Annotated in this window: 31 protein-coding genes; 14 read left to right on the forward strand and 17 right to left on the reverse strand. The window is 30.7% G+C overall.

Translation table 11 applies throughout. The annotated features are described in order from the left end of the window. Positions 1-51: 51 nt before the first annotated feature. The 4 genes from ASC44_RS14490 to ASC44_RS14505 all read right to left on the reverse strand — a co-directional run bounded on the left by ASC44_RS14490 (position 52) and on the right by ASC44_RS14505 (position 3,867). Positions 52-882, reverse strand: a complete 831-nt coding sequence (locus ASC44_RS14490) for a GIN domain-containing protein (RefSeq protein ID WP_055448343.1) — start codon at positions 880-882, stop codon at positions 52-54. 178 nt (positions 883-1,060) lie between these two features. Continuing rightward, positions 1,061-2,902, reverse strand: coding sequence for a PspC domain-containing protein (locus tag ASC44_RS14495; RefSeq protein ID WP_055448344.1), 1,842 nt, complete (start codon positions 2,900-2,902; stop codon positions 1,061-1,063). Further along, the gene (locus ASC44_RS14500) at positions 2,895-3,239 is read right to left on the reverse strand and encodes a PadR family transcriptional regulator (RefSeq protein WP_055448345.1); all 345 of its coding nucleotides are present in this window, start codon (positions 3,237-3,239) and stop codon (positions 2,895-2,897) included. The genes ASC44_RS14495 and ASC44_RS14500 overlap by 8 nt, the downstream gene beginning before the upstream one ends. Before the next feature lie 181 nt (positions 3,240-3,420). Then, complete coding sequence (locus ASC44_RS14505; protein WP_055448346.1) at positions 3,421-3,867, reverse strand: DUF4870 domain-containing protein; 447 nt, start codon at positions 3,865-3,867, stop codon at positions 3,421-3,423. A gap of 142 nt (positions 3,868-4,009) precedes the next feature. On the opposite strand from ASC44_RS14505, the gene ASC44_RS14510 reads away from it, so the two are divergent. From ASC44_RS14510 to ASC44_RS14535, 6 genes are all read left to right on the forward strand, one after another. Continuing rightward, positions 4,010-4,465: a DUF4442 domain-containing protein gene (locus ASC44_RS14510; protein ID WP_055448347.1), complete on the forward strand. Its 456-nt coding sequence runs from the start codon at positions 4,010-4,012 to the stop codon at positions 4,463-4,465. 40 nt (positions 4,466-4,505) lie between these two features. Further along, positions 4,506-4,847 carry a hypothetical protein gene (locus ASC44_RS14515; protein WP_055448348.1) on the forward strand — a complete coding sequence of 114 codons (342 nt, stop codon included), beginning with the start codon at positions 4,506-4,508 and terminating at the stop codon, positions 4,845-4,847. An 82-nt stretch (positions 4,848-4,929) separates the two neighbouring features. Further along, entirely contained in the window at positions 4,930-5,727 is a 798-nt protein-coding gene (locus tag ASC44_RS14520; RefSeq protein ID WP_055448349.1) for a TIGR00266 family protein, read from the forward strand. Positions 5,728-5,869: 142 nt separating this feature from the next. After that, complete coding sequence (locus ASC44_RS14525) at positions 5,870-6,067, forward strand: hypothetical protein (protein WP_055448350.1); 198 nt, start codon at positions 5,870-5,872, stop codon at positions 6,065-6,067. A gap of 149 nt (positions 6,068-6,216) precedes the next feature. Further along, positions 6,217-6,540, forward strand: a complete 324-nt coding sequence (locus ASC44_RS14530; protein WP_055448351.1) for a hypothetical protein — start codon at positions 6,217-6,219, stop codon at positions 6,538-6,540. Between the two features lie 69 nt (positions 6,541-6,609). Beyond that, positions 6,610-7,647: a transporter family protein gene (locus ASC44_RS14535; protein ID WP_055448352.1), complete on the forward strand. Its 1,038-nt coding sequence runs from the start codon at positions 6,610-6,612 to the stop codon at positions 7,645-7,647. A gap of 69 nt (positions 7,648-7,716) precedes the next feature. Here the strand turns inward: ASC44_RS14535 and ASC44_RS14540 are convergent, their stop codons facing one another. Further along, positions 7,717-8,655, reverse strand: a complete 939-nt coding sequence (locus tag ASC44_RS14540; protein ID WP_055448353.1) for a hydrogen peroxide-inducible genes activator — start codon at positions 8,653-8,655, stop codon at positions 7,717-7,719. 116 nt (positions 8,656-8,771) lie between these two features. Here ASC44_RS14540 and ASC44_RS14545 point away from each other — a divergent pair, with 116 nt between their 5' ends. Further along, positions 8,772-9,251, forward strand: a complete 480-nt coding sequence (locus ASC44_RS14545; RefSeq protein WP_055448354.1) for a Dps family protein — start codon at positions 8,772-8,774, stop codon at positions 9,249-9,251. A gap of 132 nt (positions 9,252-9,383) precedes the next feature. Here the strand turns inward: ASC44_RS14545 and ASC44_RS14550 are convergent, their stop codons facing one another. From ASC44_RS14550 to ASC44_RS14580, 7 genes are all read right to left on the reverse strand, one after another. Continuing rightward, on the reverse strand, positions 9,384-10,703 hold the full coding sequence (locus ASC44_RS14550) for an OmpA family protein (protein WP_055448355.1): 1,320 nt from the start codon (positions 10,701-10,703) through the stop codon (positions 9,384-9,386). 124 nt (positions 10,704-10,827) lie between these two features. Further along, positions 10,828-12,159 (reverse strand): DUF58 domain-containing protein, encoded by a 1,332-nt coding sequence (locus tag ASC44_RS14555; protein ID WP_055448356.1) that lies wholly within the window; start codon positions 12,157-12,159, stop codon positions 10,828-10,830. After that, a complete protein-coding gene (locus ASC44_RS14560; protein ID WP_055448357.1) occupies positions 12,159-13,226 on the reverse strand; it encodes an AAA family ATPase in 1,068 nt (355 codons plus the stop codon). The genes ASC44_RS14555 and ASC44_RS14560 overlap by 1 nt, the downstream gene beginning before the upstream one ends. Next, positions 13,227-14,423, reverse strand: a complete 1,197-nt coding sequence (locus tag ASC44_RS14565) for a DUF4350 domain-containing protein (RefSeq protein ID WP_055448358.1) — start codon at positions 14,421-14,423, stop codon at positions 13,227-13,229. Then, complete coding sequence (locus tag ASC44_RS14570) at positions 14,416-15,138, reverse strand: hypothetical protein (protein WP_152973343.1); 723 nt, start codon at positions 15,136-15,138, stop codon at positions 14,416-14,418. Before ASC44_RS14570 ends, ASC44_RS14565 begins: the two co-directional genes overlap by 8 nt. Continuing rightward, on the reverse strand, positions 15,128-16,051 hold the full coding sequence (locus ASC44_RS14575) for a hypothetical protein (protein WP_055448360.1): 924 nt from the start codon (positions 16,049-16,051) through the stop codon (positions 15,128-15,130). Before ASC44_RS14575 ends, ASC44_RS14570 begins: the two co-directional genes overlap by 11 nt. Further along, the gene (locus ASC44_RS14580; RefSeq protein WP_055448361.1) at positions 16,048-17,010 is read right to left on the reverse strand and encodes a stage II sporulation protein M; all 963 of its coding nucleotides are present in this window, start codon (positions 17,008-17,010) and stop codon (positions 16,048-16,050) included. Before ASC44_RS14580 ends, ASC44_RS14575 begins: the two co-directional genes overlap by 4 nt. A 35-nt stretch (positions 17,011-17,045) precedes the next feature. Between ASC44_RS14580 and ASC44_RS14585 the strand changes: the two genes are divergently transcribed. The 3 genes from ASC44_RS14585 (at position 17,046) to ASC44_RS14595 (ending at position 18,952) form a co-directional block, all read left to right on the forward strand. Further along, positions 17,046-17,771, forward strand: a complete 726-nt coding sequence (locus tag ASC44_RS14585) for an RDD family protein (RefSeq protein ID WP_055448362.1) — start codon at positions 17,046-17,048, stop codon at positions 17,769-17,771. An 81-nt stretch (positions 17,772-17,852) separates the two neighbouring features. Next, entirely contained in the window at positions 17,853-18,305 is a 453-nt protein-coding gene (locus ASC44_RS14590) for a DUF1569 domain-containing protein (protein WP_055448363.1), read from the forward strand. Positions 18,306-18,352: 47 nt separating this feature from the next. Beyond that, entirely contained in the window at positions 18,353-18,952 is a 600-nt protein-coding gene (locus tag ASC44_RS14595; RefSeq protein ID WP_055448364.1) for a trimeric intracellular cation channel family protein, read from the forward strand. 159 nt (positions 18,953-19,111) lie between these two features. Here ASC44_RS14595 and ASC44_RS14600 read toward each other — a convergent pair whose 3' ends face one another. Next, complete coding sequence (locus ASC44_RS14600; RefSeq protein ID WP_055448365.1) at positions 19,112-19,828, reverse strand: peptidylprolyl isomerase; 717 nt, start codon at positions 19,826-19,828, stop codon at positions 19,112-19,114. Positions 19,829-19,830: 2 nt separating this feature from the next. Here ASC44_RS14600 and ASC44_RS14605 point away from each other — a divergent pair, with 2 nt between their 5' ends. From ASC44_RS14605 to ASC44_RS14620, 4 genes are all read left to right on the forward strand, one after another. Then, positions 19,831-20,472, forward strand: coding sequence for an NUDIX hydrolase (locus ASC44_RS14605; protein WP_055448366.1), 642 nt, complete (start codon positions 19,831-19,833; stop codon positions 20,470-20,472). 44 nt (positions 20,473-20,516) lie between these two features. Further along, entirely contained in the window at positions 20,517-21,320 is an 804-nt protein-coding gene (locus ASC44_RS14610) for a lysophospholipid acyltransferase family protein (protein WP_055448367.1), read from the forward strand. A gap of 282 nt (positions 21,321-21,602) precedes the next feature. After that, a complete protein-coding gene (locus tag ASC44_RS14615; RefSeq protein WP_055448368.1) occupies positions 21,603-22,826 on the forward strand; it encodes a sensor histidine kinase in 1,224 nt (407 codons plus the stop codon). After that, positions 22,813-23,235, forward strand: a complete 423-nt coding sequence (locus ASC44_RS14620) for a response regulator (protein WP_055448369.1) — start codon at positions 22,813-22,815, stop codon at positions 23,233-23,235. The genes ASC44_RS14615 and ASC44_RS14620 overlap by 14 nt, the downstream gene beginning before the upstream one ends. Positions 23,236-23,321: 86 nt before the next feature. Here the strand turns inward: ASC44_RS14620 and ASC44_RS14625 are convergent, their stop codons facing one another. The 4 genes from ASC44_RS14625 to ASC44_RS14640 all read right to left on the reverse strand — a co-directional run bounded on the left by ASC44_RS14625 (position 23,322) and on the right by ASC44_RS14640 (position 25,581). Then, positions 23,322-23,504, reverse strand: a complete 183-nt coding sequence (locus ASC44_RS14625) for a hypothetical protein (protein WP_055448370.1) — start codon at positions 23,502-23,504, stop codon at positions 23,322-23,324. Positions 23,505-23,514: 10 nt separating this feature from the next. After that, a complete protein-coding gene (locus ASC44_RS14630) occupies positions 23,515-24,147 on the reverse strand; it encodes a hypothetical protein (protein ID WP_055448371.1) in 633 nt (210 codons plus the stop codon). Positions 24,148-24,151: 4 nt separating this feature from the next. Further along, the gene (locus tag ASC44_RS14635) at positions 24,152-24,646 is read right to left on the reverse strand and encodes an RNA polymerase sigma factor (RefSeq protein ID WP_055448372.1); all 495 of its coding nucleotides are present in this window, start codon (positions 24,644-24,646) and stop codon (positions 24,152-24,154) included. Positions 24,647-24,897: 251 nt separating this feature from the next. Continuing rightward, positions 24,898-25,581: a lysoplasmalogenase gene (locus ASC44_RS14640; RefSeq protein WP_055448477.1), complete on the reverse strand. Its 684-nt coding sequence runs from the start codon at positions 25,579-25,581 to the stop codon at positions 24,898-24,900. Positions 25,582-25,635 lie beyond the last annotated feature (54 nt).

A 25,635-nucleotide genomic window follows, 5' to 3' on the forward strand; every position in this document is an offset into this window, starting at 1 on the left:
TATTTTTTTTTATTTTCAACTTCAACTTCAACTTCAGTTTCAAATTCAGTCTTATTTTTTTCTCAAAATAGCGTCATCTTCAAATGTTTTCAATTCTATTTTTGGGCTACCATAAATATAAGTTTCTGTAGTTCCAGAGGCTTCTATTATAAAATCTTTAGAGGCTTCTATATGAACATCTGCTCGTCCTTCAGTAATTAAATTACAAGTATTTGCGGTTAGCTTTTCTGCTTTTAAAACAGAAGAATTATCAGTGTTTACTGTTAATTCGTTTGCATCTCCTTCAAGTTTAGCACTTGCACGTTGTAGCATGTCTATTACAATAGTGTCAGAGTTAATTAAAGCTTCAATAGAGGTATTATCACTTAAATCTAAAGTTGTAGATTTTGAAGTCACATTTAATTCTGCTTTTGTTTTTCCTGCAGCAATGTACTTAAAAGTTTCAGCTTCTATAGTTAAGTAAACTTCAGAAGATTCTTTTGCTCTTACTATTAAATCTGTTACTTTAAGTGTACTTGTTCCTGTTAATTCAGCATCTTCTTTTAATTCTATTATATTTAAAGAGTCTTTATATATAACAGTAATTTCCATTTTTTTACTGGAAGTAATTCTCTTATTGGTTTTAAAATTTAAGCTGCCTTCAAGAACATTAAATTCTATTACTTCGTGTAAATTGTCGTCTGTATTTATTTGTACAGATGGCAATTCACCTTGTTTTATGTTAATTTTAAAATCATCACTAATTACTAAACGGTTAAATTGGTCAATTTCTGTAGTTTGAGTAGTAACATTTCTGCTGCCTTTTATCTTTTCTGTGCTTTGAGAGAATCCAGAAAAAGTAATTAAACAGGTAATAATAAGGAGTTGTATTTTTATTTTCATTAGATAAATTAATTGTTTAGCAAATATATAACAAAAACCATCCCAAACTTTTAAAAAAGAATGGGATGGTTTGTGGTTGGTTGGGTTTTGATTATTTTTTACAGTAATATATTTAGTATTAATGCAATTAAAAACTCTGCTATGTTTATCATAATTCCTGTTTTTTATTGATTGATCATTATTGTTCTTTATTTTTATCTGAAGTTATTTTAATACCATCTTCGTCTATATTCACTTCTACATTATCGGTTTGGCTTTTTACACCATCTTCGTTAATTTCTAAAGAATTAGTATTGGTTGAGACTTTAAGACCTTCAGAGTTGATTTTAAGTTTTGCACCATCGTTGTTAATGTTTACATCTATTTCGAAATCATCATCATTGTAACTATTATCGTCACAATCGATACATTTTAATTTACCATTTAAAACTTCTAGAAAATGATCTTCTTTGGTTTTAGATAGTAAACAATCACGTGTATGAAACCTGTGTGTATCTTTATCTGCAAAAAGAGTGGTACCAATAGGTAAATAAATAGTTATTTCTACTTCTTGATCTCTTCTAATGTCGTCATTAGGAATTAGGATATGATTATCTAAAAGAAGTTCGTTACCATTTAGTTCATACGCATAACTTATATTATCTGCGAGTTGTTTAGCAGATTCAAAAGACGAGTTCTTAGCCATTTTTACAACTTTAATTCTAGCAACACTATCTCTAGTAGAACGTATTTTGAACTTAACATTTTTGCCAAAAGTAATTTTGTCTCCATCATCGTTAAAAGTTGTTTTAAAATCATGGTAATCCCTATCGTAAGTATCGTTAGTTCTCATAGATAAGTAAAGCGTATCTTTCTTTGTAATACTTACTAAGCGTTCGTTAGTAATAGATGGCGCTTTTTCACTGTAAGATAAGCCTTGTCTTGCCCCAACTATACTAATTCCAATTATAGCTAATAACCAAACTCCTAATATTGTAAACTTAGCGACGTTTCCAATTGATTTTAGGTTATTTATTAGAATTTTAAGACCCAAATAAAATAATAATAAAAGTGGAATGCCAATTAAAAAATAAAACAATAAGCTTACTAACCATAATGGTGTATTTGCAGCATCGGCCATGTCTAGAAAATCGGTGTTTCCAAGATGTACTCTATCCATAAAGCTAAAAGCGATAAAGGCAACTGTAGTTGCAATAAAGCCAGCGGCTCCAGTAATCATTAACAGTACTCCAATAAACTTGGCAAACATTTTTAAAATGAAAGTAAAAATATTAGCTATAGTATCGAAAAAGGTTTGTGAGCTTGATTTTATTCTACTAGTAGATTTATTAACATCTATATTCTTTACAGAGTTAGAAAAATTATCGCTTGCAGTTTCAAAACCTTCTTTAAGTTTATCACCTGCTTTTTGAAAATTTGGACCTAACGTTTCTGATACACTATCAAACCCGTCACGAATTTTTTTTTCGATATTAGAGATGGTTACATTTTCTCCAGTCATTAATATTTTTTCGGAAGTTGTTTTAGCTTCTGGAACTAATATCCAAAGAAGAATATATATTAGTATTCCAGTACCAAAACCACCAATAACCAATACAAGCCAGATAATTCTAATCCATATCGCATCCATTCCAAAGTAATGCGCTAATCCGGAAGAAACACCACCAACGTACGAGGATTGCGTATCTCTAAATAATTTTTTAGATGGACCTTTTGAGTATGTTTTTTGTTGAGGTTCGTCTTCAAATATCTCATCATCTACAAGATAATCTTCAGGTTGTCCCATAATGACTATCACTTCTTCAACTTGCTTATTCCCAATAACTTGTTTGTCGTTGATCATGCGTTCCGAGAATAACTCTGCAATACGAGATTCTATATCTGCAATGATCTCCGATCGTCCTTGAGAGTCGGTAAATGAACGTTTTATAGCCTCAAGATAGCGCTGTAGTTTTAAGTACGCATCTTCATCTATGTGAAAAAATATACCTGCTAAATTTATGTTGACTGTTTTATTCATTAGTGTTGTTTTTTGATGGTGTTACAATGTTAACTGCGGCTTGTAATTCGTCCCAAGTAGTGGTTAGTTCTTTTAAAAACAGTTGTCCTGTTTCTGTTAATCCGTAATATTTCCTTGGCGGTCCAGACGTACTTTCTTCCCAACGGTAATTAAGAAGTCCTGCGTTTTTAAGTCGTGTAAGTAAAGGATAGATTGTACCTTCTACTACTAGTAACTTAGCATCTTTTAGTGTGCCTAAAATTTCGGCGACATAAGCATCTTTGTCTTTTAAGACAGATAATATGCAATACTCTAAAACACCTTTTCGCATTTGTGCTTTTGTGTTTTCTATCTTCATTTGTTCGCTTTTATATTAATAGAGGTCAAATGCAGTTCGCACATGAAAGTTCTAGTTCGATTGATTTTTTTTACTAGTGCTCGGGTCATATTGTCATGCGATTTAATGTTGTTAAACTGTTCATTTTTTGATTGATTATTGATGATTACTCTTAATTATGTATTGAAAAACTTAATACAAATTATTTTAAAAATTTTATGCTAAATGGGTATTCGAAAATTTGTCCATCTCTAGCTCTTAAGCTTGCTTTTACAATAAAAACGATTTCTAGTATAAAGCCAATTACTGCTAAAAAGCCTAAGGAGCCACCAATATAAAATAGAGGAGAAGGTTTACTTATATTAAAATGAATACCATCGAAAAGATTAAAATCCATAAAATCGAATCCATTAAAAATACTAAAAGCAAAAAAAGGTATCGTTATTAAGCCAATAATTAAAGAATAGATTAATATGCTTATTTGAAAATTTAGGGCTTGCTTACCATTCTCATCTATAAATTCAGATTTTTCCTTATTTATAATCCATAATACCAATGGTCCTAAAAAATTTCCAAAAGGAATTAGAAACCTTGAAAAGGTAGAAAGGTGTATAAAAGTGGCTATATTGGTATGGTTTTTTTCGTGCATTTTAAAAGTATATAATAGTTGCTTATACAAATATATGTCTTTTAAAAGGTATTATGTAACGCATAGTACTAAGAATTAACATAATTTTAACATATTGGAATGTCGAATATTTTCAATAATTTTGAAAAAACCTTAAACTAACATGAAGCTTACACCTAGTAAAATAAACACTTTCAATCTTTTTAAATTGCCATCTGTATTCCTAACAGGTGTGCGTGTAAAAACGATAGATGATAATTCTTGCACCGTTAAAGTAAAACACCGCTGGATTAACCAAAATCCATTTAAATCTATGTTTTGGGCAGTTCAAGGTATGGCTGCAGAGTTATCTACAGGAGCTTTAGTACTTGGTAAAATTAGAGATTCAGGTAAAAAAGTATCGATGTTGGTAACTAATAATAACGCCTCTTTTACAAAAAAAGCGACCGGAAGAATAATTTTTACTTGTAAAGACGGACACTTAATAGACGAAGCACTAAAAAAGTCTATTGAAACAGGTGAAGGCGAAACTTTTTGGATGCAAGCGATAGGAACAAACCAAGATGGAGTAGTAGTATCGACTTTTAATTTTGAATGGTCTGTAAGAGTGAAGCGTTAAGATAATTATAACATTTTAGGTAACAAATCAATATTTTAGTATGAGCAATGGACTAATGCTTATAATGGCTTTTATTATTCCGGTAATAATACTATTACTCTTTTATGTTTTAATTAAAAACAGAAAAAAAAGACATTTAGTAAGTTTAAATCTAGATTGGAATAAATTTGAAAAAGCGATAGCGCGTAAAGATCTTAATGGAATTAATAAACATGGAACTGAACTAATTTGGAATGAACATTTAACAGATGCTATGCTGAAAAAAATGACTATTTACGTTGAAGAACTTGCAGTTGATAATCTTGAAGTGAAAAATTCGCAAAACTTAATTTTTAATAAAAAACTCCATTGGGATAGGAATTATCGAGTAACAAGTTATTAGCGATTAAGTATAATTCAAAAAAAACTTGTAACGAAACGGAAATAAAATCAACATATTAAGGTATAACTTAAACAACAACATTATGACATCACACGAAATAGATTACAGAATTTACGGAGAAGAAATGCAATATGTAGAGATAGAACTCGATCCTCAAGAAGGCGTAGTAGCAGAATCTGGTAGTTTTATGATGATGGATGATGGCATTAAAATGGAAACCATATTTGGAGATGGATCTAAAAAGGATGAAGGTTTTTTAGGTAAAATTCTAGGAGCAGGAAAAAGAATCCTTACAGGAGAAAGTTTATTTATGACTGCTTTTTATAACGATTTAAATGGAAAACGAAACGTTTCTTTTGCTTCACCATATCCAGGAAAGATTATACCAATAGATTTAACAGAGTTTAATGGTAAGTTTATTTGCCAGAAAGATGCTTTTTTGTGTGCAGCAAAAGGTGTGAGTATAGGAGTCGAGTTTAGTAAAAAACTAGGTAGAGGACTATTTGGAGGCGAAGGTTTTATAATGCAAAAACTGGAAGGAGACGGAATGGCTTTTGTTCATGCAGGAGGAACCACAGCAAAAAAGGAACTTAAATCTGGAGAAACATTACGTGTAGATACAGGCTGTATTATTGGTTTTACTCAAGGTATAAATTACGATATAGAATTTGTTGGAGGAATAAAAAATACGGTGTTTGGAGGCGAAGGATTATTTTTTGCGAAACTGCAAGGTCCAGGGACTGTTTATATTCAATCATTACCATTTAGTAGATTGGCTGGTCGTGTTTTAGCTAGCTTACCAAAAGGAGGAAATAGTAAAGGAGAAGGCAGTATTCTAGGAGGATTAGGTAATTTATTAGATGGTGATAATAAATTCTAGAATGGTTAATTGTGAATAAATTAACACGAAAAATGAGAAGTATCTTCTTTTTCAATTGAAATTTTCACTACATTTAATCGAATTTATAAACCATTTGCCTATTCTTGAAATCTACTTTTTCACTTAATTAAACACATTTATTATGGCAAGAGCTATGTTCGAGTACACCAAAACAATACTTAATAAAGTTAGTTTTGATGCTAACTTGTTTTGTAAGGAGGTTCAAAAAGCACTTCAAAGGTTATTACCTTATGAAATTGAAGAGCTAAAGATATTTATAGAATCTTTAATAAACGAAAATCCAGATTTAAACGAATGTCTCATTTATTTAAAAGCATAATAAAAAGCGACTCTCGAGTCGCTTTTTAACGTTTTACAATTAGCTAAACTTAGTTTTCAGTTCTATCTTTGCAAAAAAAATAATTTAAACTGAAAATTTTTTTCGCCATATTACTATTTGTTTCCTTTGCGATAAGACCATTGTTTTGTGTGGGTTATGTTGCTTATTTTCAATTAAATATTGATTATATTATAAACACTTATTGCGTTAATAAAGAAAAGCCAGAATTAAAGTGTAATGGTAATTGCCACTTAACAAAGCAATTATCTTCGGCTTCTTATGGTTTAGATAACGAGGCTCCCGACTTCTCTTTATTGGCTGATGCTTTTTATCCTTTATACTTCCATAATTTAGATTATAGAACTTCAGAAGTATTTTTATTTTTCAATTTAAAAAAACATTGGAATTATTATTTAAATGATATTAATTTCTATGTTTCAGAGTGTTTTCATCCTCCAGATTTATTAGTTTAATTTTAAGGTTAAACTATTCATTTTAAGAATAATACATCAAATTTTAATTTAAAACAAATTCATTTAAAAATGAAACACTATATCAATGCCTTATTTTTAATGGCAGCAACGGTGCTATGCGCACAATCTAACGAAAAAGAAACGAATACAGATAAATGGAATGGAAGTAGGCCAGATGGTCATGCACCAATTTCTGTAATGGGTGATCATACTCATGGAAAAGGTGAGTTTATGTTCTCTTATCGTTTTATGACAATGAATATGGAGGACTTAAAAACGGGAAGCAATAATGTGCCTCCAGAAAGTATTTTAATTCCTAATGACGGACAGTATATGGTTACACCAACAAGTATGCCTATGGATATGCATATGTTAGGTTTAATGTACGCTCCTAGTAATCGCATTACACTTTCTGCTATGGCTAACTATACAAGTATAGAAATGGATCATATTACTGCTGCTGGTGGAGAGTTCTCTACAGAGTCGTCTGGCTTTGGAGATTTAAAATTAGGAATGCTTTACAAGTTTTTTAATAGGAATAAAAATCAAGTCCATGGTAATTTTTCAATCTCTTTGCCAACTGGAACTATTGACAATAAAGATGTCACTCCAGCTTCAAGTGGAAACGAAGTTATTTTACCTTACCCTATGCAAGTAGGGAGTGGTACTTTCGATACTTCATTGGGTTTAACATATCTAGGGCAGCGTAATGCTTTTTCTTATGGATCACAGATTAAAGGCGTGTTTAGAATAGGAGAAAGTAGTAATGGTTACAGATTAGGAAACCGTTACAATTTAAATAACTGGTTGGCAGTTAAAGCAAATAATTGGCTAAGCTTTTCAGGAAGAGTGGAAGGTGTAGTTGTAGATGAAATTAATGGAACAAACCCTAATTTAAATCCTAATATGATTATTACAGCAGATACTAATAACTCTGGAGGAAGTTATATTAATTCGGGATTAGGTTTTAATTTATATGTACCTAACGGAGCATTTAAAAATTTAAGATTTGGTTTTGAATATGCAACGCCATTATTGCAAAACGTAAATGGAACGCAGTTAAAAACAAAAGAGACTATAACTTTTGGTTTGCAATATGCTTTGTAAACGTTATTACTTTAATCAAAAAAAAAGTGACTCTAGAGTCGCTTTTTTTTTGATTAATATTTAGGATTCCTATTTTGATAACGGACTTATAATTTGAACGTTTTGAAACGCAATAGCACCTCTAACAACACCAGAAATAACATCTTGTAATGCTTCAATAATCTGCATTTTTAATTCACTTTTGTGGTAGATAATGCTTACTTCTCGAGCTGGAGAAGGTGCATTAAATTCTTTTAAATTATTTCTGGTTTTTTCATTAATATCTAAAGTATGTAAATAGGGTAGTAAAGTCATACCTAGACCTTCGTTAGATAATTTTATTAATGTTTCTATACTACCACTCTCTAATTGGAAACTTTCATCATTTTGGTCTTTAAATACACGACATAAATTAATGACACCATCTCTAAAACAATGACCATCTTCTAGCAATAGCATGTCTTCTATATCTAAATCTTCAGTGTCTATGGTTTTTTTACTACTTAAGCGATGACTTTCAGGTATATAAGCCATAAAAGGCTCGAAATACAGTACACGTTCTTTTATAGAGTCATTTTCTAGAGGTGTAGCAGCTATCGCAGCATCCAAATGCCCGTCATTAATTCTAGCTATTATTTCTTCGGTAGTGAGCTCTTCAATTTTAAGTTTTACTTTAGGGTATCTTTTTATAAATGTTTTTAAGAACATTGGTAATAATGTTGGCATTACCGTAGGTATGATTCCTAATTTAAACTCGCCACCTATAAAACCTTTTTGTTGATCGACAATATCTTGTATTCTGTGCGATTCGTTTACAATGTTTTTGGCCTGGTTTACTATTTTTCTACCAACTTCTGTTAATTCTATTGGTTTCTTGCTTCTATCGAAAATTAAAATATCTAATTGATCTTCTAATTTTTGTATTTGCATACTTAGAGTAGGTTGTGTAACGAAGCACTTTTCTGCCGCTTTTGTAAAATTTTGTTGTTCTGCAACCGCAAGAACGTATGTTAGTTGGGTAATTGTCATCTTATATAGTTTTCAACTATAAAAATATAAAATCTATCAATAAAACTTATGCTTATTAACGTTTATTTTTGAAGTAAATTAGTGGTATTAAATAACAAGTAAAAAAATATAAAATTATGGCATTAAATAGTTTAGGATTAGACACAAGTAAGACTAAAGAAATCGCTGGAGATTTAAATAATTTGTTAGCTAATTTTCAAACATATTACCAGAATTTAAGAGGTATACACTGGAATATAAAAGGAAAGAATTTTTTCGACTTACATGTAAAGTTTGAAGAATTATATACAGATGCTAACATGAAAGTCGATTTATTAGCAGAGCGTATTCTTACTCTAGGAGAGACACCTTTACATACTTTCGAGGATTACATTCGAAAAGCAAAAGTACCTGTTGGAAAAAATGTATCTAAAGATAGTGATGCAGTGCATTTAATTGTTAGTTCTTTGGCCGAATTATTGACTTTAGAAAGACAAATACTTGACAAAGCAGGAGATGCTAGTGATGAAGGAACAAACTCTATGATGAGTGATTTTATTACAGAACAAGAAAAAACAATTTGGATGATGAATGCTTGGTTAGGTGAGAGTATCTAAATAAGATTTATATAAAAAGAAAAAAGGCGACCATTGGGTCGCCTTTTTTTATTAACTACGGTTGGTTAAAAATTAATTAGAAGTCCATCAATTATTGTGTGGTTAAACTAGGCTTTCTAATAAGATTAATAGTTAATTAACAATGTAAATTTCTATACGTCTGTTTTGTATTCTGCCATCTGCTGTTTTATTATCTGCAATAGGTTTCTCCTCACCATAACCTTGAGAAGTTATACTTGTAGTTTTTACGCCTTTAGAAATTAAATAGGTTTTAGCTTCACTAGCTCTTTTTTCGGACAGTAGCATATTTGTTTCGTTGCTACCAATATTATCGGTATGTCCTGCAATATGAAATTTCATGTTTGGTTGAGATAGCATTATTTTTGTAATATTATCCAATGCAACCATGTCGTTATTTGTTAAAGATGCTTTACCATTATTAAAGGCAATAACTCGCGCAAAAGTTTGTAATTCATAAGTTATTTTTTCTTTAATAGAATTATTAATATCTATTTGCTTTTGGCGTTGTGTAATGTTTTTCTGCTGTACTTGTTCTTGTGTTGGGCAGCCGGCATTTTGAGCAGGACCAGGTTCTTGAGGACATTTGTCTTTACTATCTATAACACCATCTTTATCTGTATCAAAAACAGGGCAACCATCGTCTTCAATTTTACCTTGAGCTTTTGGACATTTGTCATATTTATCAGGAGTTCCATCACCATCGTTATCAGGACATCCTCGCATATTTGCAGGACCAAAATTATTAGGACAAAGATCTTCAGAGTCTATTACACCATCCTTATCTGTATCTGGGCAACCATTAGTTTCGAAGGTTCCAAATAATTCAGGACAGGCGTCTTTATCGTCGTTTATTCCATCGTTATCTGTATCTTTTCCACCAAATCTAAATACTATTCCAGCAGAATGTTGCCAGTGTTTTAACCCATATTCTTCGAAAGCGTGCTTGTATGTAGTCTGGATATTAAATCCAAAAGAAGTGCCTATCCAAATATTTGTACCAATACCTCCATTAACCGTTCCTGCTCCAATAGTGTCTAGCCAAGTGTAACCAGAACCAATAGTTACATAAGGATCTAAAACATTAAGTCCGTTTGTAAATTGATATTTAAACATACCGTCTAAAGAAATGTATGGGTATTCAGTATTTTGAGTTGCTTCGGTTGGGTAGTTTTCTTCTAAACTGTTAAGCGATGCTACAGCTTCAAAAGAAATTCGATTTTTTATTAATCGCCCGGCAGATAATCTAAAACCTGCAGAATTTTGGTTCCATGTTTTAAAACGACCTAAGCCAGCTTCTTGATCTCGTAAAGGGTTATTTATAGCGTTTGGGCCAAAGCTTGTAGTCCATGGACTATTTATAGTCTGAGAATGTAAAGATTGAAAGCTTAAAGCTGAAACAATAGCAATAAGAAAATAGCCAAATGGTTTCATTGGTTTTTATTTGAATTAATTAATAGCTATAGCAAGATATACTAAAAATTAGAAAATAAAAAATAAATGAAACTTTAGCGGTAAAAGTGCATAAACCTTAGATAAAGTGCAATAAGGCAGTGGCTTAAAGTAGTCCTCTGGCTTTAATTTCTAAGTATTTGTTAATGGTGTCTACTGTTAAGTTTTGAGGTGTTGTTAAAATAGAATAAATACCGTGTTTTTGAAGCTCGTTTACAATAAGTTTTTTTTCGTAGATAAATTTTTCTGCAATTGTTTTTTCGAAAATTTCGAAAGTATTATCTGCCTTTTTAGTCGTAACTTTATCTAGTTCTGTGTTTTTAAAGAAAATGACTACTAATAAGTGACTTTTAGCCAAAGCTTGTAAATAGCCTAATTGTCTATGAAGTGCGTCGAGAGTTTCAAAATTGGTGTATAGTAATAGTAAACTTCTCTGGTTAATAGTGCGTTTAATATCTATATAAAGTCTAGAGAAATCTGACTCTGCGTAATCTGTATCTAAATTATAGAGCGTTTCTAGAATTGTATTCATTTGAGAAGGTCTACGTTGTGCAACAACTCTATTGCTTACATTTCTTGAAAATGAAAACATACCAGCCTTATCTTGCTTCATTAAAGCAATGTTACTAATTACTAAAGTTGCATTTATAGCATAATCTAAAAGACTTAAACCTTCAAAAGGCATGCGCATAACGCGTCCTTTGTCGATAACAGAATAGACGGGTTGGGATTTTTCGTCTTGAAACTGATTAACCATTAACTGGTTACGTTTTGCAGTTGCTTTCCAATTAATGTTTCTAATGTCATCGCCAGGAACATAATCCTTAATTTGCTCAAATTCCATGGTATGGCCAATCCGTCTTATTTTTTTAAGACCGTATTCCGAAAGCTTATTAGTAAATGCCATGAGCATATACTTTCTTAATTGTAGAAAAGAAGGATAGTTAGGCACCATTTCATCTTTACCAAATTTAAAGCGTCTAGAGACTAAGCCAATAGGAGAATTGGTGTAAAGGTTAAGATTTCCAAAATGATATTCGCCACGTTCTAACGGACGTAGTGTGTATTTTATTTTTTTAGAGTTACCTTTTTCTACAACGGTGTCGATATTAAAATCTCGTTTTTGATATTGAAACGGAAGCTCATCGATTAATTGGATATGAGATTTAAAATTATAGTTATTTTCGATGGTAATTGCAATCTCATTATCATCACCATTACTTAGTTTATTCGGTAATAGACGTGTAGCATTAATTCCTTTTTGTTTAAAAAGAATAATAAAATCTACTATTACTAATCCACAGAAAATAAAAAACAGCATTTTTATAATATTCAATAACCCAGGAAAAATATATGCCATTATAAATAAGGCAATAATAATTCCTACGATTAAAAAAAATCGAGAGGTTAAATAACTATTTTTAAGAAATGATTTCACTATCTCGGGATTTCTATAGTTTCTAAAATCTGGTCTATTACCTTGTCATTAGTAAAGCCTTCCATTTCGCGTTCAGGAGTTAGTACTAAGCGATGTTTTAGGACTGCTTTTGTACAACGTTTAATATCATCAGGTGTTACAAAATCACGTCCATTAATGGCTGCGTTTGCTTTGGCAGCATTCATAATAGATATTGAAGCTCTTGGTGAAGCTCCTAAATAAAGGTTAGCATTGGTTCTTGTGTTATTAACAATAGAGGCAATGTATTTTATTAAGTTATCTTCAATAAGAATGGATTTAACAATGTCTTGATATTTTGCAATCTCTTTAGCGTTTAAAACCTTAGTTACATTATCAAAATCAATAGTATCTTTACTTTTATGATTACCAATAAGGATTTCTATTTCTTCTTCTAAAGACGGATAATCTACTTCAATTTTAAATAAGAAACGGTCTAATTGTGCTTCAGGAAGTCTATATGTTCCTTCTTGCTCAATTGGGTTTTGGGTAGCGAAAACTAGAAATGGTTTTTCCATTATATAACGATTACCATCGATGGTTACTTGGCGTTCTGCCATCACTTCAAATAGTGCCGCTTGTGTTTTTGCAGGAGCACGATTTATTTCATCTATTAAAATAATATTAGAAAATATTGGGCCTTTTTTATATTCGAATTCTTGAGATTTTACATTAAAAATTGAAGTTCCAAGAATATCACTTGGCATTAAATCTGGTGTAAACTGAATACGACTAAAATCAACATCTAGAGTCTTTGCTAAAAGTTTTGCTGTTACTGTTTTTGCAACACCAGGAACACCTTCTATAAGAGAGTGTCCATTGGCTAGAATAGAAATAATAAGCAATTCTACCATATTACTTTGCCCAACAATAACTTTAGAAATTTCATTCTTTACACTTTCTACTGCTTTTTGTAATGGTTCTAAATCTATGCGGCTACTAAATTGTTCGCTAGTGTTTGCTTCTGGGATGTTGTTAGCTTCAGCATCATTATTCGTGTTATTTGTAGCATCTAGATTTTGGTTCTCGAGGTTGTTTTGATCTTCCATTTAGTCTTCGTTATTTAAAAATTCTTCAAATTTGGTATTTAAAACAATTAAATCATTTTCTGTATGATCTGTCTTTTGTTTGCAATACTTTATTAAATCTATTAATGCTTTTACATCTGCTAGTGATTTAGCCGATTTAAGCGCGAGTTTTTCGATAAAATCACTATTTAAATTTGTAGTGTTTAAATAGTATTGTGTTCTAATGTTTTCTAAGAAAAAGGTGATTTTCTTGTCTATAATGTTAGTGTATTCATTGTTCTGAAAATATAAACCTCCAATAGTTTTTGTGAATTCTACGGTTGTATTCTTCAATGGTTCTATAACAGGTACAATGCGCTGTGTGCGTTTGCTTTTAAATAGTACAAAAATAAATAAAGTTGTAAGTGCTAGGTAGAAAGACCATTTTAAGGCAGGTTGAGATAAAATGTATCGTAACGGACTTTCTATAACTCTACGACCAGATTTGTAATAATCGTCCCAAATTACCTGTTGTTTTGGTAAGTAAGAGAGAACGGTTGCAGCATAGTTTTCATTAGTATTTAATAAATGGTAATTCGTGAAGGCAAAAGGATTAGTGTGTATTAGAAAAGCACCATCGTGCTCTCCAAATCCTACTTTAATAAAGTTTATTTCTTTAGTATCGAAATCTTCATTGTAAACCGTACCTAAAACGGTAGTATTTAAAGTATCTACAGATGTAAAGTAGCTATTTTCGATGACATCTTTAAAAACGGTTTTGTTCTCTTTTAGACTAGGATTAGTAAACTCTTGCTCTGTCTCCTTTTTTATAATATTACCATGGACCTTTTGTGTTTCAATATTTAATGTATCAGCAATTTTACCGTAGAAGCTGGAAGTGGATATAAATACCGTGTTTCCATGGTTCACATAATTTAATATAGCATCTGCTTCTTCTCCATAAAAAGAGATGTTTTTATTTATAAAAACAGTTGTTGATTTTTTTGTAGAATCTAAGTCTTTAGAACTTGAATAGAAATCTTTTGTATTGGTAATAATATCGTTATCGGTAAATGTTTCTAGTTCATTAAATAGCACGTAACAACCTAATGGTATTTTGTCTTGAGAGTTATAAGAATCCCTCCAGCTTATAGCTTTAGGTTTTACAATTTCTGCAATAATCATAAATAAGATAATTGCGCCAATGCTATACAATGCTATTTTAGATTGCTTATCCATTAGTTACCTCATTTAATTGATTAAAAAGCTCTTGATTTTGGTTAAAACTGTCTTTATCTATAGTAAACTCTCCATACCAAACATAGTCGTAAATGTAAGAGGCTCTTTTAAACAAGTCTTTAGTGTTTGTGTTTTTAATTTCGTTAATATACTCGCTATTGGTTTTATCGAAATTCCATTTTATAATTTCTTTTTTAGAGAGTTGTTGTAGTGATTTTAAATAAAGATAACGCGTAGCAAGTCTGTAATTCTCTTTTTTAATGGCCTTTTTTGTGAGCTTATCAAAATTGGTTTCCGTTAGGGCTTCTTCTGTAAAATGAATAGAATCTATTGTTCTAGATTCACTTTTAAAGACACTACTTATTGGTGTTTGCATTAAAAAACGAATAAGTAAAAATAAGGTTCCAATGCCTAAAAGAGCATACACTATATATTCTAAAACTTTATAATTTACGTCTATATCGATACCAAAGATATCTTGAAGCCAGCCAAAGAATTTTTTAAAAACGGATTGTATTAAATTAACGCCACCAGTATCATTTATTGAGTAGTTAAAGTCGCTTCCGTTATAGCGATCATTTATGTTTTCTTTAAAATAAGTGACTTCAATAGATGAAGAATCTTTTTTTATTTCAAGTTCCTGTGCGCTTACAGAAGTGAAACTAAAAAGAGTTAAGCATAACAGATATGTGATTTTTAGCGCTTTATTCATCATTACCAATCAAATCGATTTTGCTTTGTAAGAAAGTATTGTATTTTTCTTCATGCAAATTGTAGAATAGCACTCCATAAGCCAATTGTGATAAGGCTTGCGAGAAAATAAATGATAAAAGAAAAATGGCGAAAGAAATGGTAAACAAGATACTAGAAAAATTACTTGTAAGGATGTCGATATTACTTTCAGCAGAAAAATAGACATATATAGAGAGTATAAATCCTGGAATAGCTATAATTAAAGCAGTAATCATTAAATTTAAAACACCTATTACAAAGCTATAACCTATTACTTTTAAGAAGTTATTAATTGAGAATTCCCAGCCTTCTTTTAAAGCTTCGACTGTAGATAAATTATTAGAAAAAATGGCCATAAATGCTATTCCAAACATAGCAGAAAGAATAAAACTAATAGCATATTGTACCAATGTGCCTACAACAGGAATAAAAGCAAGTACTATGGAGATAATAAAATACCCGAGATAAATTAATATACCTAAGAGTATAAATAGAAAGATGTTTCCAATGTTAAGTTTTATACTATCCCAAATACCTTTGGAGGTTTGGTTTCCTCCAGTCTTTACATATTGTGTAATGTAAGCGCTAGAAAAACTATAGTTAATTAAGGAAGTGGTAAAGTAAATTAAGGCGAGTAATATACCTCCAATTCCTAAATATAATTGAGTTTCGGTTTGGGAGCTTCCCATTCCAAATCTAAAGTCTCTACTAGCTAAGCCCATAAAACCAGTAACTAAAAGGTAGCTAGATAATAATACAAAAATGATACTTAAGGCGTTATACCTTAAATACAGATTTATGTAATCTTTAAAATTTTGTTTTAAGAAAGAAAAATAGCTGTCGATAATGGAGCCAAAAGAACTTCTGGTACGTAATTCTATATATTTTGTTTTCAATTAAGTTTTAATTTTCGGTTAAGTAAAATAGGGTAAAAAATATAATAATAGCTAATCAATGCAACAGAAGCTAAGATAATACTATAAGAAATTACCCAATGCATATTATCTCCATATCTTGTAATAAAGCCTTCAATAAAGCCCGCAATTATAAAAAAGGGAAAAGTACTCACAATTATTTTTAAACCATCTTTAGCACCTTTCATAAAGGAGACGCGTCTGGAATATGTTTTAGGGAATAGAAAGCTGTTTCCCATTACTAATCCGGCGCATCCTGCAATAACGATTACAGAAATTTCAATAGTGCCATGGAGCCAAACAGTCGAGGTTTTCTCTAAAACACCATGGTTATAGAAAAAAGTAATAAAAGCACCAAGCATAATACCATTACTAAATAGTACGTAAATAGTGCCAACGCTAAATAAAATACCCATTGCAAAAGCAAAAATTCCTACACGTATATTATTAATTGTAATCCCTAAGAACATGCCTATTTCTCCACTGCTTTTATACACAGCCATTGGTTCTCCTTTTTCTATGTTTTCAATAGTCATATTAACGTAGGCATCACCTAAAATAAGGCGAACAAAACTATCATCGTTTAGGGTTGAAACAGCTCCAATAACCACAGCTGCCATAAAAAATAAAAAGGTATATAATAAGGTTTTATGGTATTGTTTAAAGAATAGAGGGAATTCATATTTCCAAAAGGAAACAATTTTATTACTCGTTTCTTTTTTTGTGATATAAATTTTTTGATGGGCTTGTGAAGCTAGCGAATTTAAGTAAGCCAAAGTTTTACTCTCAGGATAATACGTTTGTGCATAAGACAAATCGTTAGTAAGTTGAATATAGTAAGAAGCTAAGGTGTCTGGATTTATTTTAATATTATTTTGCAATGATGTTTCAAATGCAATCCATTTTTCCTTATTTTGCTTCACAAAAGATGCCTCGCGCATATATAAAATAATAATTTTAACGAATATACATTTCCATGAGCAATTTAGCAATTAACACTGCGCAAAATGTAAACTTAGATTACAAACTTATTGGGTTAGGAGAGCGGTTACTTGCTTTTTTAATAGATGGGATTATTTTGTTTACTTATATGTCTATAATGGAAAATCTGGTGTCTCTTTCAGATATTTTTGAAATTGATGATTGGGGAAAACGAGGTTTGTTAGGCTTAATTACGCTGCCAGCGTTATTTTATTCTGTTTTGTGCCATATTCTATTTGATGGTAAAACGATAGGTAAAATGATAATGAAAATTAAGGTCGTACGTCTTGATGGCTCACCAACACAATGGTATAATTTATTTGTGCGTTGGATGTTACGTTTAATAGATATCTGGATGTTTTTTGCTTCAATAGGTGTTTTAAGTATTTTGTTTTCAGAAAAAAAACAACGTGTTGGAGATTCAGCTGCCGGAACAGTGGTTATTTCTACAAAGAATAAAGATAAAATTTCGAGTACAATATTAGAAGATTTAGTAGAAGACTATCAGCCTGTATTCACAAATGTTACACAGTTAAAGGATAAAGATGTTCGTATAATTAAAGAAACTTTTAATATCGCTAAAAAAGCGAACGACTATAAAACATTTATTCTTTTAAGAAATAAAATTTGTGAAATTTTAAATATCGAAAGTAAAATGTACGATAAAGATTTTGTTGAAACCATTTTAAAGGATTACAATTATTATACACAGAATATGTAAGAAGCCATATATTGCCTTATGTAAGCCTTGTATAAATCGTTTTTTTTAAATGTATGATTTAACATTTTTAAATATTATAAAATGAAAAATATTTTTAGCAAAGAAACTGCAAATGAGGTTATTAATAGAGTTAATAACCTATCAAAGACTACCCAACCCAATTGGGGAAAAATGTCTGTTTCACAAATGTTAGCACATTGTTGTATTACTTACGAAATGGTATATACGGATAAGCATCCTAAACCTAATGCATTTGTTAAAATGATGTTGAAATTGTTTGTAAAAAAAGCTGTAGTAAGTGAAAAAGCTTATCCAAAAAATGGAAGAACAGCTCCACAATTTATAATAGCTGATGCAAGAGAGTTTGAAACAGAGAAAAAACGTTTAACCGATTTCTTATTAAAAACACAAGAATTAGGAGAAGATTATTTTGATGGAAAAGAATCTCATTCCTTTGGTAAGCTTTCTGTAATAGAATGGACTAACTCTTTTTACAAACATTTAGATCATCATTTAAGACAGTTTGGAGTGTAGAACTGTTTATAAATAAATCAAGTAAAAATACAATAATAGAATAATCAATGTTTTATATAATAGACATTTTAGGAACGTTAGCATTCTCCATTTCGGGTGTACTTGTTGCGCTTAATAAAAGAATGGATGCATTTGGTGTTCTTATTATTGCTTTTGTAACAGCAGTAGGAGGAGGGACATTGAGAGATGTTCTTATTGGTGAAACTCCAGTAAGCTGGATGAAGGATATGACTTTTGTTTACGTAGTTTTAATATCGACAATTTTAGCAGTAATTTTTAAATCGAAAATCGATTATCTACGTAAATCGCTATTTTTATTCGATACTATTGGAATAGGTTTGTATACAGTAGTTGGAATAGAGAAAGGTATTAGCGCAGGATTACATCCTATAATTTGTATAGCATTAGGAACAATGTCTGCATGTTTTGGAGGTGTTATTCGTGATATTTTATGTAATGAGATTCCAGTAATTTTTAGAAAAGAAGTATATGCAACAGCTTGTATCCTTGGAGGTATTGTTTATTTTATTATCAAACGTCTGCCAATAGAAGGGAATCTTGTATTTATAATTGCAGGATTGGTTGTTATTATTACTCGTCTTTTAGCAGTGAAGTTTAAGTTGAGGTTGCCTAATTTATATAGGTAGTTTGGTAATTAAAATATTTAATTATTTCACAATTCTAGAAGAAAAATAGAGTAATAGCTACAATTATATAATCCGTAAAGCGTGAAATTGTTTTTTTAATGGATTCTAAATCCTAAATTTAAACCGTGAAAACGGTCATTAAACAACATTTGCTCAATACTATTTCAAAACTATCACCTTATCAATATAAATATTATGTCGTGGCCAATGGCCTCCATCGACTTCTTGCTCTGCAATTTTATCGACAACGTCCATTCCTTTAATAACACGACCAAAAGCGGTATATTCTCCATCTAAATGAAACTGATTGCTTTGAGTGATAAAAAACTCGAAAGGCGAGGCTAATTTATAAGCGTTTTTAATTTCGCCACTAGGTATGGATATTACTCCACGCTTGTGTTTGTAGCCATGTCTTACATCTGGAGGTAATAAATAGCGACCCATTTTTTTACGTTTTTGTAAAACCTCTGGCTCATCACTACTTCCACCTTGAATAACAAAGTTTTTTACCACACGATGAAACTGTGTACCATCGAAAGCCTTGTTTTTTGTTAGAAAAATAAAGTTTGCTCTATGGTATTGCACATTATTAAATAGTTCTAATTCTATATTTCCGTATCTAGTATAAATACGTACTTTATTCTCTTTATTAATTTTACCATATTCAGCGAAGAAATCCATCGCGTTATCATCGTTTAAAGGAAGGTAGCGTTCTTCTAGTGTAAGTTTAGAACTATCGATTTTCACTATCTTTTCTTCAGCCTTTGGTGTAATGGTATCGGTTGTTATGACTTTTTTCTCTACAGGTTTAGGTTTAGTTTGTTTATCTTCACAATTAAATATTAACAACATACAGAAAATTAGAAGTAGTCTCATAAATGAAATTTGAATCGTTTTTAAAATCTATTGTAAAAATAGAAAATTTACCACTGCCAGCCGAAACTTCACAGTTTAAAATGTCTCCTCCGTTTAGAGAGGACTTAATAAATTTGCAAACTGAAAAGATAAAGAGTGCAAGAAAAAGTGCTGTTATGGCACTGTTTTACCCAAATGCAGAAGGTGAAACCTATATTGTTTTAATTCTTAGAAAAACATATAAAGGAGTCCATTCTGCACAGGTAGGGTTTCCTGGTGGGAAACTAGAAGCAAACGAAACCAACCTGCAAGCCGCTTTGCGTGAAACCGAAGAAGAGATAGGAGTAAAGCAGGATACCATTATTGTTCTAAAAGAATTAACCCAAATGTACATTCCGCCAAGCAATTTCTATGTGAAGCCATTTATTGGAATTGTAGAAAAAACACCTAAATTCACAAAACAGGAGACAGAAGTAGAGGATATTTTAGAGGTTAAACTAACCGATTTTTTAAACGATAAAAGAGTAACAAAAAAAACGGTTTCACTAGCTAATGGTCTAAAAGCGAGTGTTCCAGCTTATAATTTAAATAGTCATTTGGTTTGGGGAGCAACAGCTATGATGCTTAGTGAAGTGAAAGACTTGTTAAAGGCTACCTTTAAATAGTTCCATTTTGCTACATTTGTTAATACTAAGAACTAAAAACAACTATGGGTTTATTTAAACGAAATCCTTTCGGACATATACTATTTCTAAAAAAGTGGCTTATTAGACTCCTTGGAGTACTATCTCATAGGCGCTTTCGTGGCTTTAACAATTTACAGATTGAAGGTTCAGAGATTATTAAAAACTTACCAGATACTAACGTGCTTTTTATCTCTAACCACCAAACGTACTTTGCAGATGTATTCTCAATGTTCCACGTGTTTAACGCGAGTTTAAGTAATAGAGAAGACTCTATTAAAAATGTTGGATATTTATGGAACCCGAAATTAAACATGTATTACGTTGCAGCTAAAGAAACCATGAAATCTGGTTTGTTACCTAAAATATTTGCTTATACAGGATCAATAAGTATTGAGCGTACCTGGAGAAGTAAGGGAGAGAATATAAACAGGCAAGTGAAAATGAGTGACATTTCTGCCATTTCTAAAGCTTTAGACGATGGTTGGGTAATTACATTCCCTCAAGGTACAACAACACCATTTAAGCCCATTCGTAAGGGAACAGCGCATATTATTAAACGCTACAAGCCAATTGTAGTACCTATTGTAATAGATGGGTTTAGACGCTCTTTCGATAAAAAAGGTCTATATATCAAAAAGAAAAACGTGTATCAATCTTTCGAAATTAAAAAACCTTTGGAAATTGATTACGAAAACGAATCGATAGCAAGTATTGTAGAGAAAATAGAATATGCTATCGAACAACATCCTTCATTTTTAAAAGTGATCCCTCAGGAAGAGTTGTTAGCTCAAGAAGAGTTAAATAAACAACGTGAGTGGCTTGGGTAGTATTCTGTTTATAGAACAGTTTAAGCTAGCCAGACTTTATTTTAGTATTTCATTATCGTTGTAATAAAAGAAAAGAGAAAACAATTAATACTTTATTATTTTTTTTTAATAAAGTTATTTAGTTGAATTCATTTTCTTAATACAAAGGCAATTATTATAAGTTTTTATATTAAAAAAAACGTCTTATATTAGTTGTCATACTCGATTAGTTATTAAAATAATGATGTATTTTTCGAGAGTAGCATAGGTATAACTAATTCGTATTAATAACAATAATACTTTATGATTGGACCAGATGAGCACATTAAAGAAAGTGAAAGGCTTAATGATTTAGAATCGTTTTCTATTCTTGATACTTTACCAGAAAGTGATTACGATAACCTAACACGCCTAGCTTCTCAAATATGCAATACACCTATTTCTTTAATTAGTTTAATTGATGATAAACGCCAATGGTTTAAATCTCATCACGGTTTAGAAGCATCTGAAACACCTAAAGAACAAGCCTTTTGCGCACATGCTATAAACGATCAAGAACAAGTTTTTATTATCGAAGATGCGCGAAAAGACATACGTTTTCATGATAATCCATTGGTAACTGGAGATCCTCATGTTATATTTTATGCAGGAGTTCCATTAATTAGCGAAAGCGGCTTGCCTCTTGGTACTCTATGTGTAATAGATAATAAACCAAAAACATTAAGTCAAGATCAAATTCACTCCTTGAATGCGCTTTCTAAGCAGGTAATGAATTTACTAAAGCTTAGAAAAAACGAAAAGTTACTAGAGCAATCATTAAAAACACTCAAAGCTAAAAATAAGGAATTAGAACAATTTACATTCATAGCATCTCACGATTTGCAAGAACCTATTAATACAGTAATTAGTCTAATCGATATTTTAGAAGAAGAACCTAATAATAACTTAAACGCGATTGAGAAAAAAAGCTTTGAGTATATTTATAGTGCAGCCCATAGAATGAAAGCGCTTGTAAAAGCACTGCTTGATTATGGAAAACTAGGAGAAAGAGCTCAAGTAAAACAAGTAGATTGTAATACTATTGTAAAAAACGTAATCAAAGATTTAGATGCGTTAATAAAAGAGTCTAAAGCTCAAATTACTATTAATAAATTACCAACGCTGTATGCGTTTGAGGTAGAATTAATGTTCTTATTTAAATACTTAATAATTAACGCAATTAAGTTCTCGAAACCCAATGTCACGCCAGTGATTAAAATCTCTTTTATAGCAGAAAACTTAAATTGGAGATTTAGTGTAGAAGATAATGGAATAGGTATTGACGAGAAATATAAAGAGAAAATATTTTTAATTTTCCAACGGTTACATCAAAGAGTAACGTATTCTGGAATTGGAATAGGTTTGTCTCATTGCAATAAAATTGCAGAGTTGCATAAGGGAGGTATATGGGTAGATTCTAAATTAAACCATGGTAGTTCATTTCAATTTACAATAAATAAAAATTTAAAGCATTATGAGAAAATTTGATGGATTAGATTTTATCCTGTTGGTAGACGACGACGAGTCTACTAATTTCGTAAATAACATAATTATAAAAAAAGCAGAAATAGATGCGCCGGTTCATGTTGCTTTCGATGGTATAGAAGCCTTAGAGTTCTTGACATCTACTGGTAAATTTGCATCTCAAAAGACTTTACCAAAATCGGGAATTATTTTTTTAGATATTAATATGCCTGTAATGAATGGTTGGGAGTTTCTAGAAGAATACCGTAAACTCAATAGTACACAAAAAGAAAATATAGAAATAGTGATGTTAACTACAAGCTTAAACGAAGACGATTCTACAAGAGCTAACAGTAATGTAGATATAAAAAGACTTGTTAATAAGCCATTAAGAATAGAGAAGCTTAATAAAATTATTAATGATCGTATTTAGAGCAGAGATTATCAGGTTCTTAATTAAAAACTAGTAAGTCTGTTATAGTTTTATAGAGTAACTATTATACAAATATTAAAAGTGTTTTAATGACTAATATTATATAGAAACTCACCAAATACCTCTCCGCCTTTATACACTTGTCCAATAATAAAAACAACCGAAACTAAAGCAACACATAAGTTAATGCTAGATTTCTCTTTGTTGGATAGTGCTTGGTATTTATCTATAATTTTATCAATAAAAAAGGAATTTTCTTGAGTATTCATAATGTAAATTTTAAACTTCTAGTTTCTTTAATTCTTTATAATTACGGTTTAAACGCTTCATTAAAATACCATAAATTAATTTGTAAAACAGCCAAATTAAGCCAACAAAAACAACAGTCATAACTATTATAATAGCTGCCATAATAAGTTTTCCATTAGTGTCGGCCTTTGCCATTAACTCTACTACTTTAGGGTCTGTTTGCGTTGCATAGTAAGAGCCTAAAATCATAGCTACAACTGCCATAATTAGGTTGTAACCAACATAATATTTAATTACTTTTCTAGTGCTAAGAATACTTTCCATAAGCTTCTTAGCATTATCAGTAACAGAAATACTTTTATAAGCCTTAAAAAGTAAATATATAAACACTAAAATAACAGTAAAACTAAAAATAGTTAAACTTGTTAAAAGTGTTTCGTTCATGTGTGTAGACTCCACTTGTGCTCTGTAAGAAGCCGATAATTTTGGTAGAAAAGTAATAGCTACCCAAAAAATTAATTCTGCAATACTAATATAAAATAACGTCTTAACAATCGAAGACGATTTTTTCCATAGCATAGGATATAACTCTTTAGAGCTCAGTTGCTTTTCTTCAACTGCATCACTTTGCCAGTGTTTTTTTAATAATTCTAATTCATCCATCTTTTTACGGATTTAGTATGGTTCTTAACTTGTTTTTCACTCTATTCATCTTCACTCTAGCATTAACTTCAGTAATACCCATTGTTTCACTAATTTCTTTATAATTTTTGTCCTCTAAGTATAAGAAAACAAGTGCTTTTTCAATATCATTTAATTGGTGTACAGCACTGTAAAGCAATTTTAATTGTTGCTCCTCAGTATCGTCGTAATCCTCGGCCTTAATTTTAAACTGAACAGTATCAAACTGTGTTGTATTAATCGTTCGCTTAGACTTTCTATATAATGTAATAGCAGTGTTTAAGCCAACTCTGTACATCCACGTGCTAAATTTCGCATCACCACGAAATTTAGGATAGGCCTTCCATAACTGTATGGTTATTTCCTGAAACAAATCGTTATGCGCATCGTAGTTATTGGTATATAATCTACAGACTTTATGCACGATGTTCTGGTGTTTTTCCAGCAATTCTATAAAACTATGTTCGAGTTCTTTATTCAATGTGGTTGGTTAGGTTACTCTATAAGTAGTATAAACTTAAGATATGTTACAGTAATTGCAAAATTATTTTTTTTGGCGTTACCTAAAGGTCGGGCTTTCCGCTATATCTTTTGTTAAAAAAAACAAAAGGATGCCGCTTCAATCCCTAACGCGAAGCCGTCTAAATTTAATGTTTATTCTTAAATTAATACTTTATGTAAAAACGTTAAAGCACTCATTTGGTTGTTTTTAATGTTTGCTATAGGTAATCTCTATAGTGAGCCTTTATTGCTTTGTGTTATTAATCCTTTAACTATAAGTAATTGTGCTAAAGCATAAGTAAACATAATACTAAAATCGGCTAAATAAAATGGTAAATAAAACTTATTAAAAGCTAAAAGACTATCCGAAACCATAAAAATCAACGCTCCAAGAAATACCAAATTATAACTATTAGCACCAACTTTTTTATCTCTTAAAAATGCAGAAGTTGCCATTGCTAAAATAATAAGCATGTATAAAATTACAGGAATTAATAAAGCATTCAAGCCAGACTTTAAAAACCAAAACAGTCCAAAAGCATAAACTAAAAGTAAAGCAATAAAACCATAAGGCTTTTTATTTTTATCTCTATGTTTTAAAAACACCAAACAATAGAAAATATGCGCTATTAAAAAAGCAATAAGACCAGAGATAAAAAAATATTCAGAGACACTTACAAAAAGTAAAAGCACATCACCTAATACCGAAAATCCCAATGCCAGAACCGTTAGCATTCTAACGTTATTTCTTAGGTGTTTACTATTTATTAAAAAGAAAACAATCAAACTTATAACAACAAGAGGTTTAGATATATAATGTATCCAGTTTAAATCTAGCCAATCTGCAATTAGTGTTTCAAAACAAAGAATAATTGTAAATATAATATAGAAAGTATAAGATTTGGTTGGTTGCATTAGCAATTTGTTGGTAATGTAAAAGTATGTAATTAAAAGCGTTTTAGCATTACC

This window comes from Lacinutrix mariniflava (genome assembly GCF_001418015.1).
GTDB classification, from domain to species: domain Bacteria; phylum Bacteroidota; class Bacteroidia; order Flavobacteriales; family Flavobacteriaceae; genus Lacinutrix; species Lacinutrix mariniflava.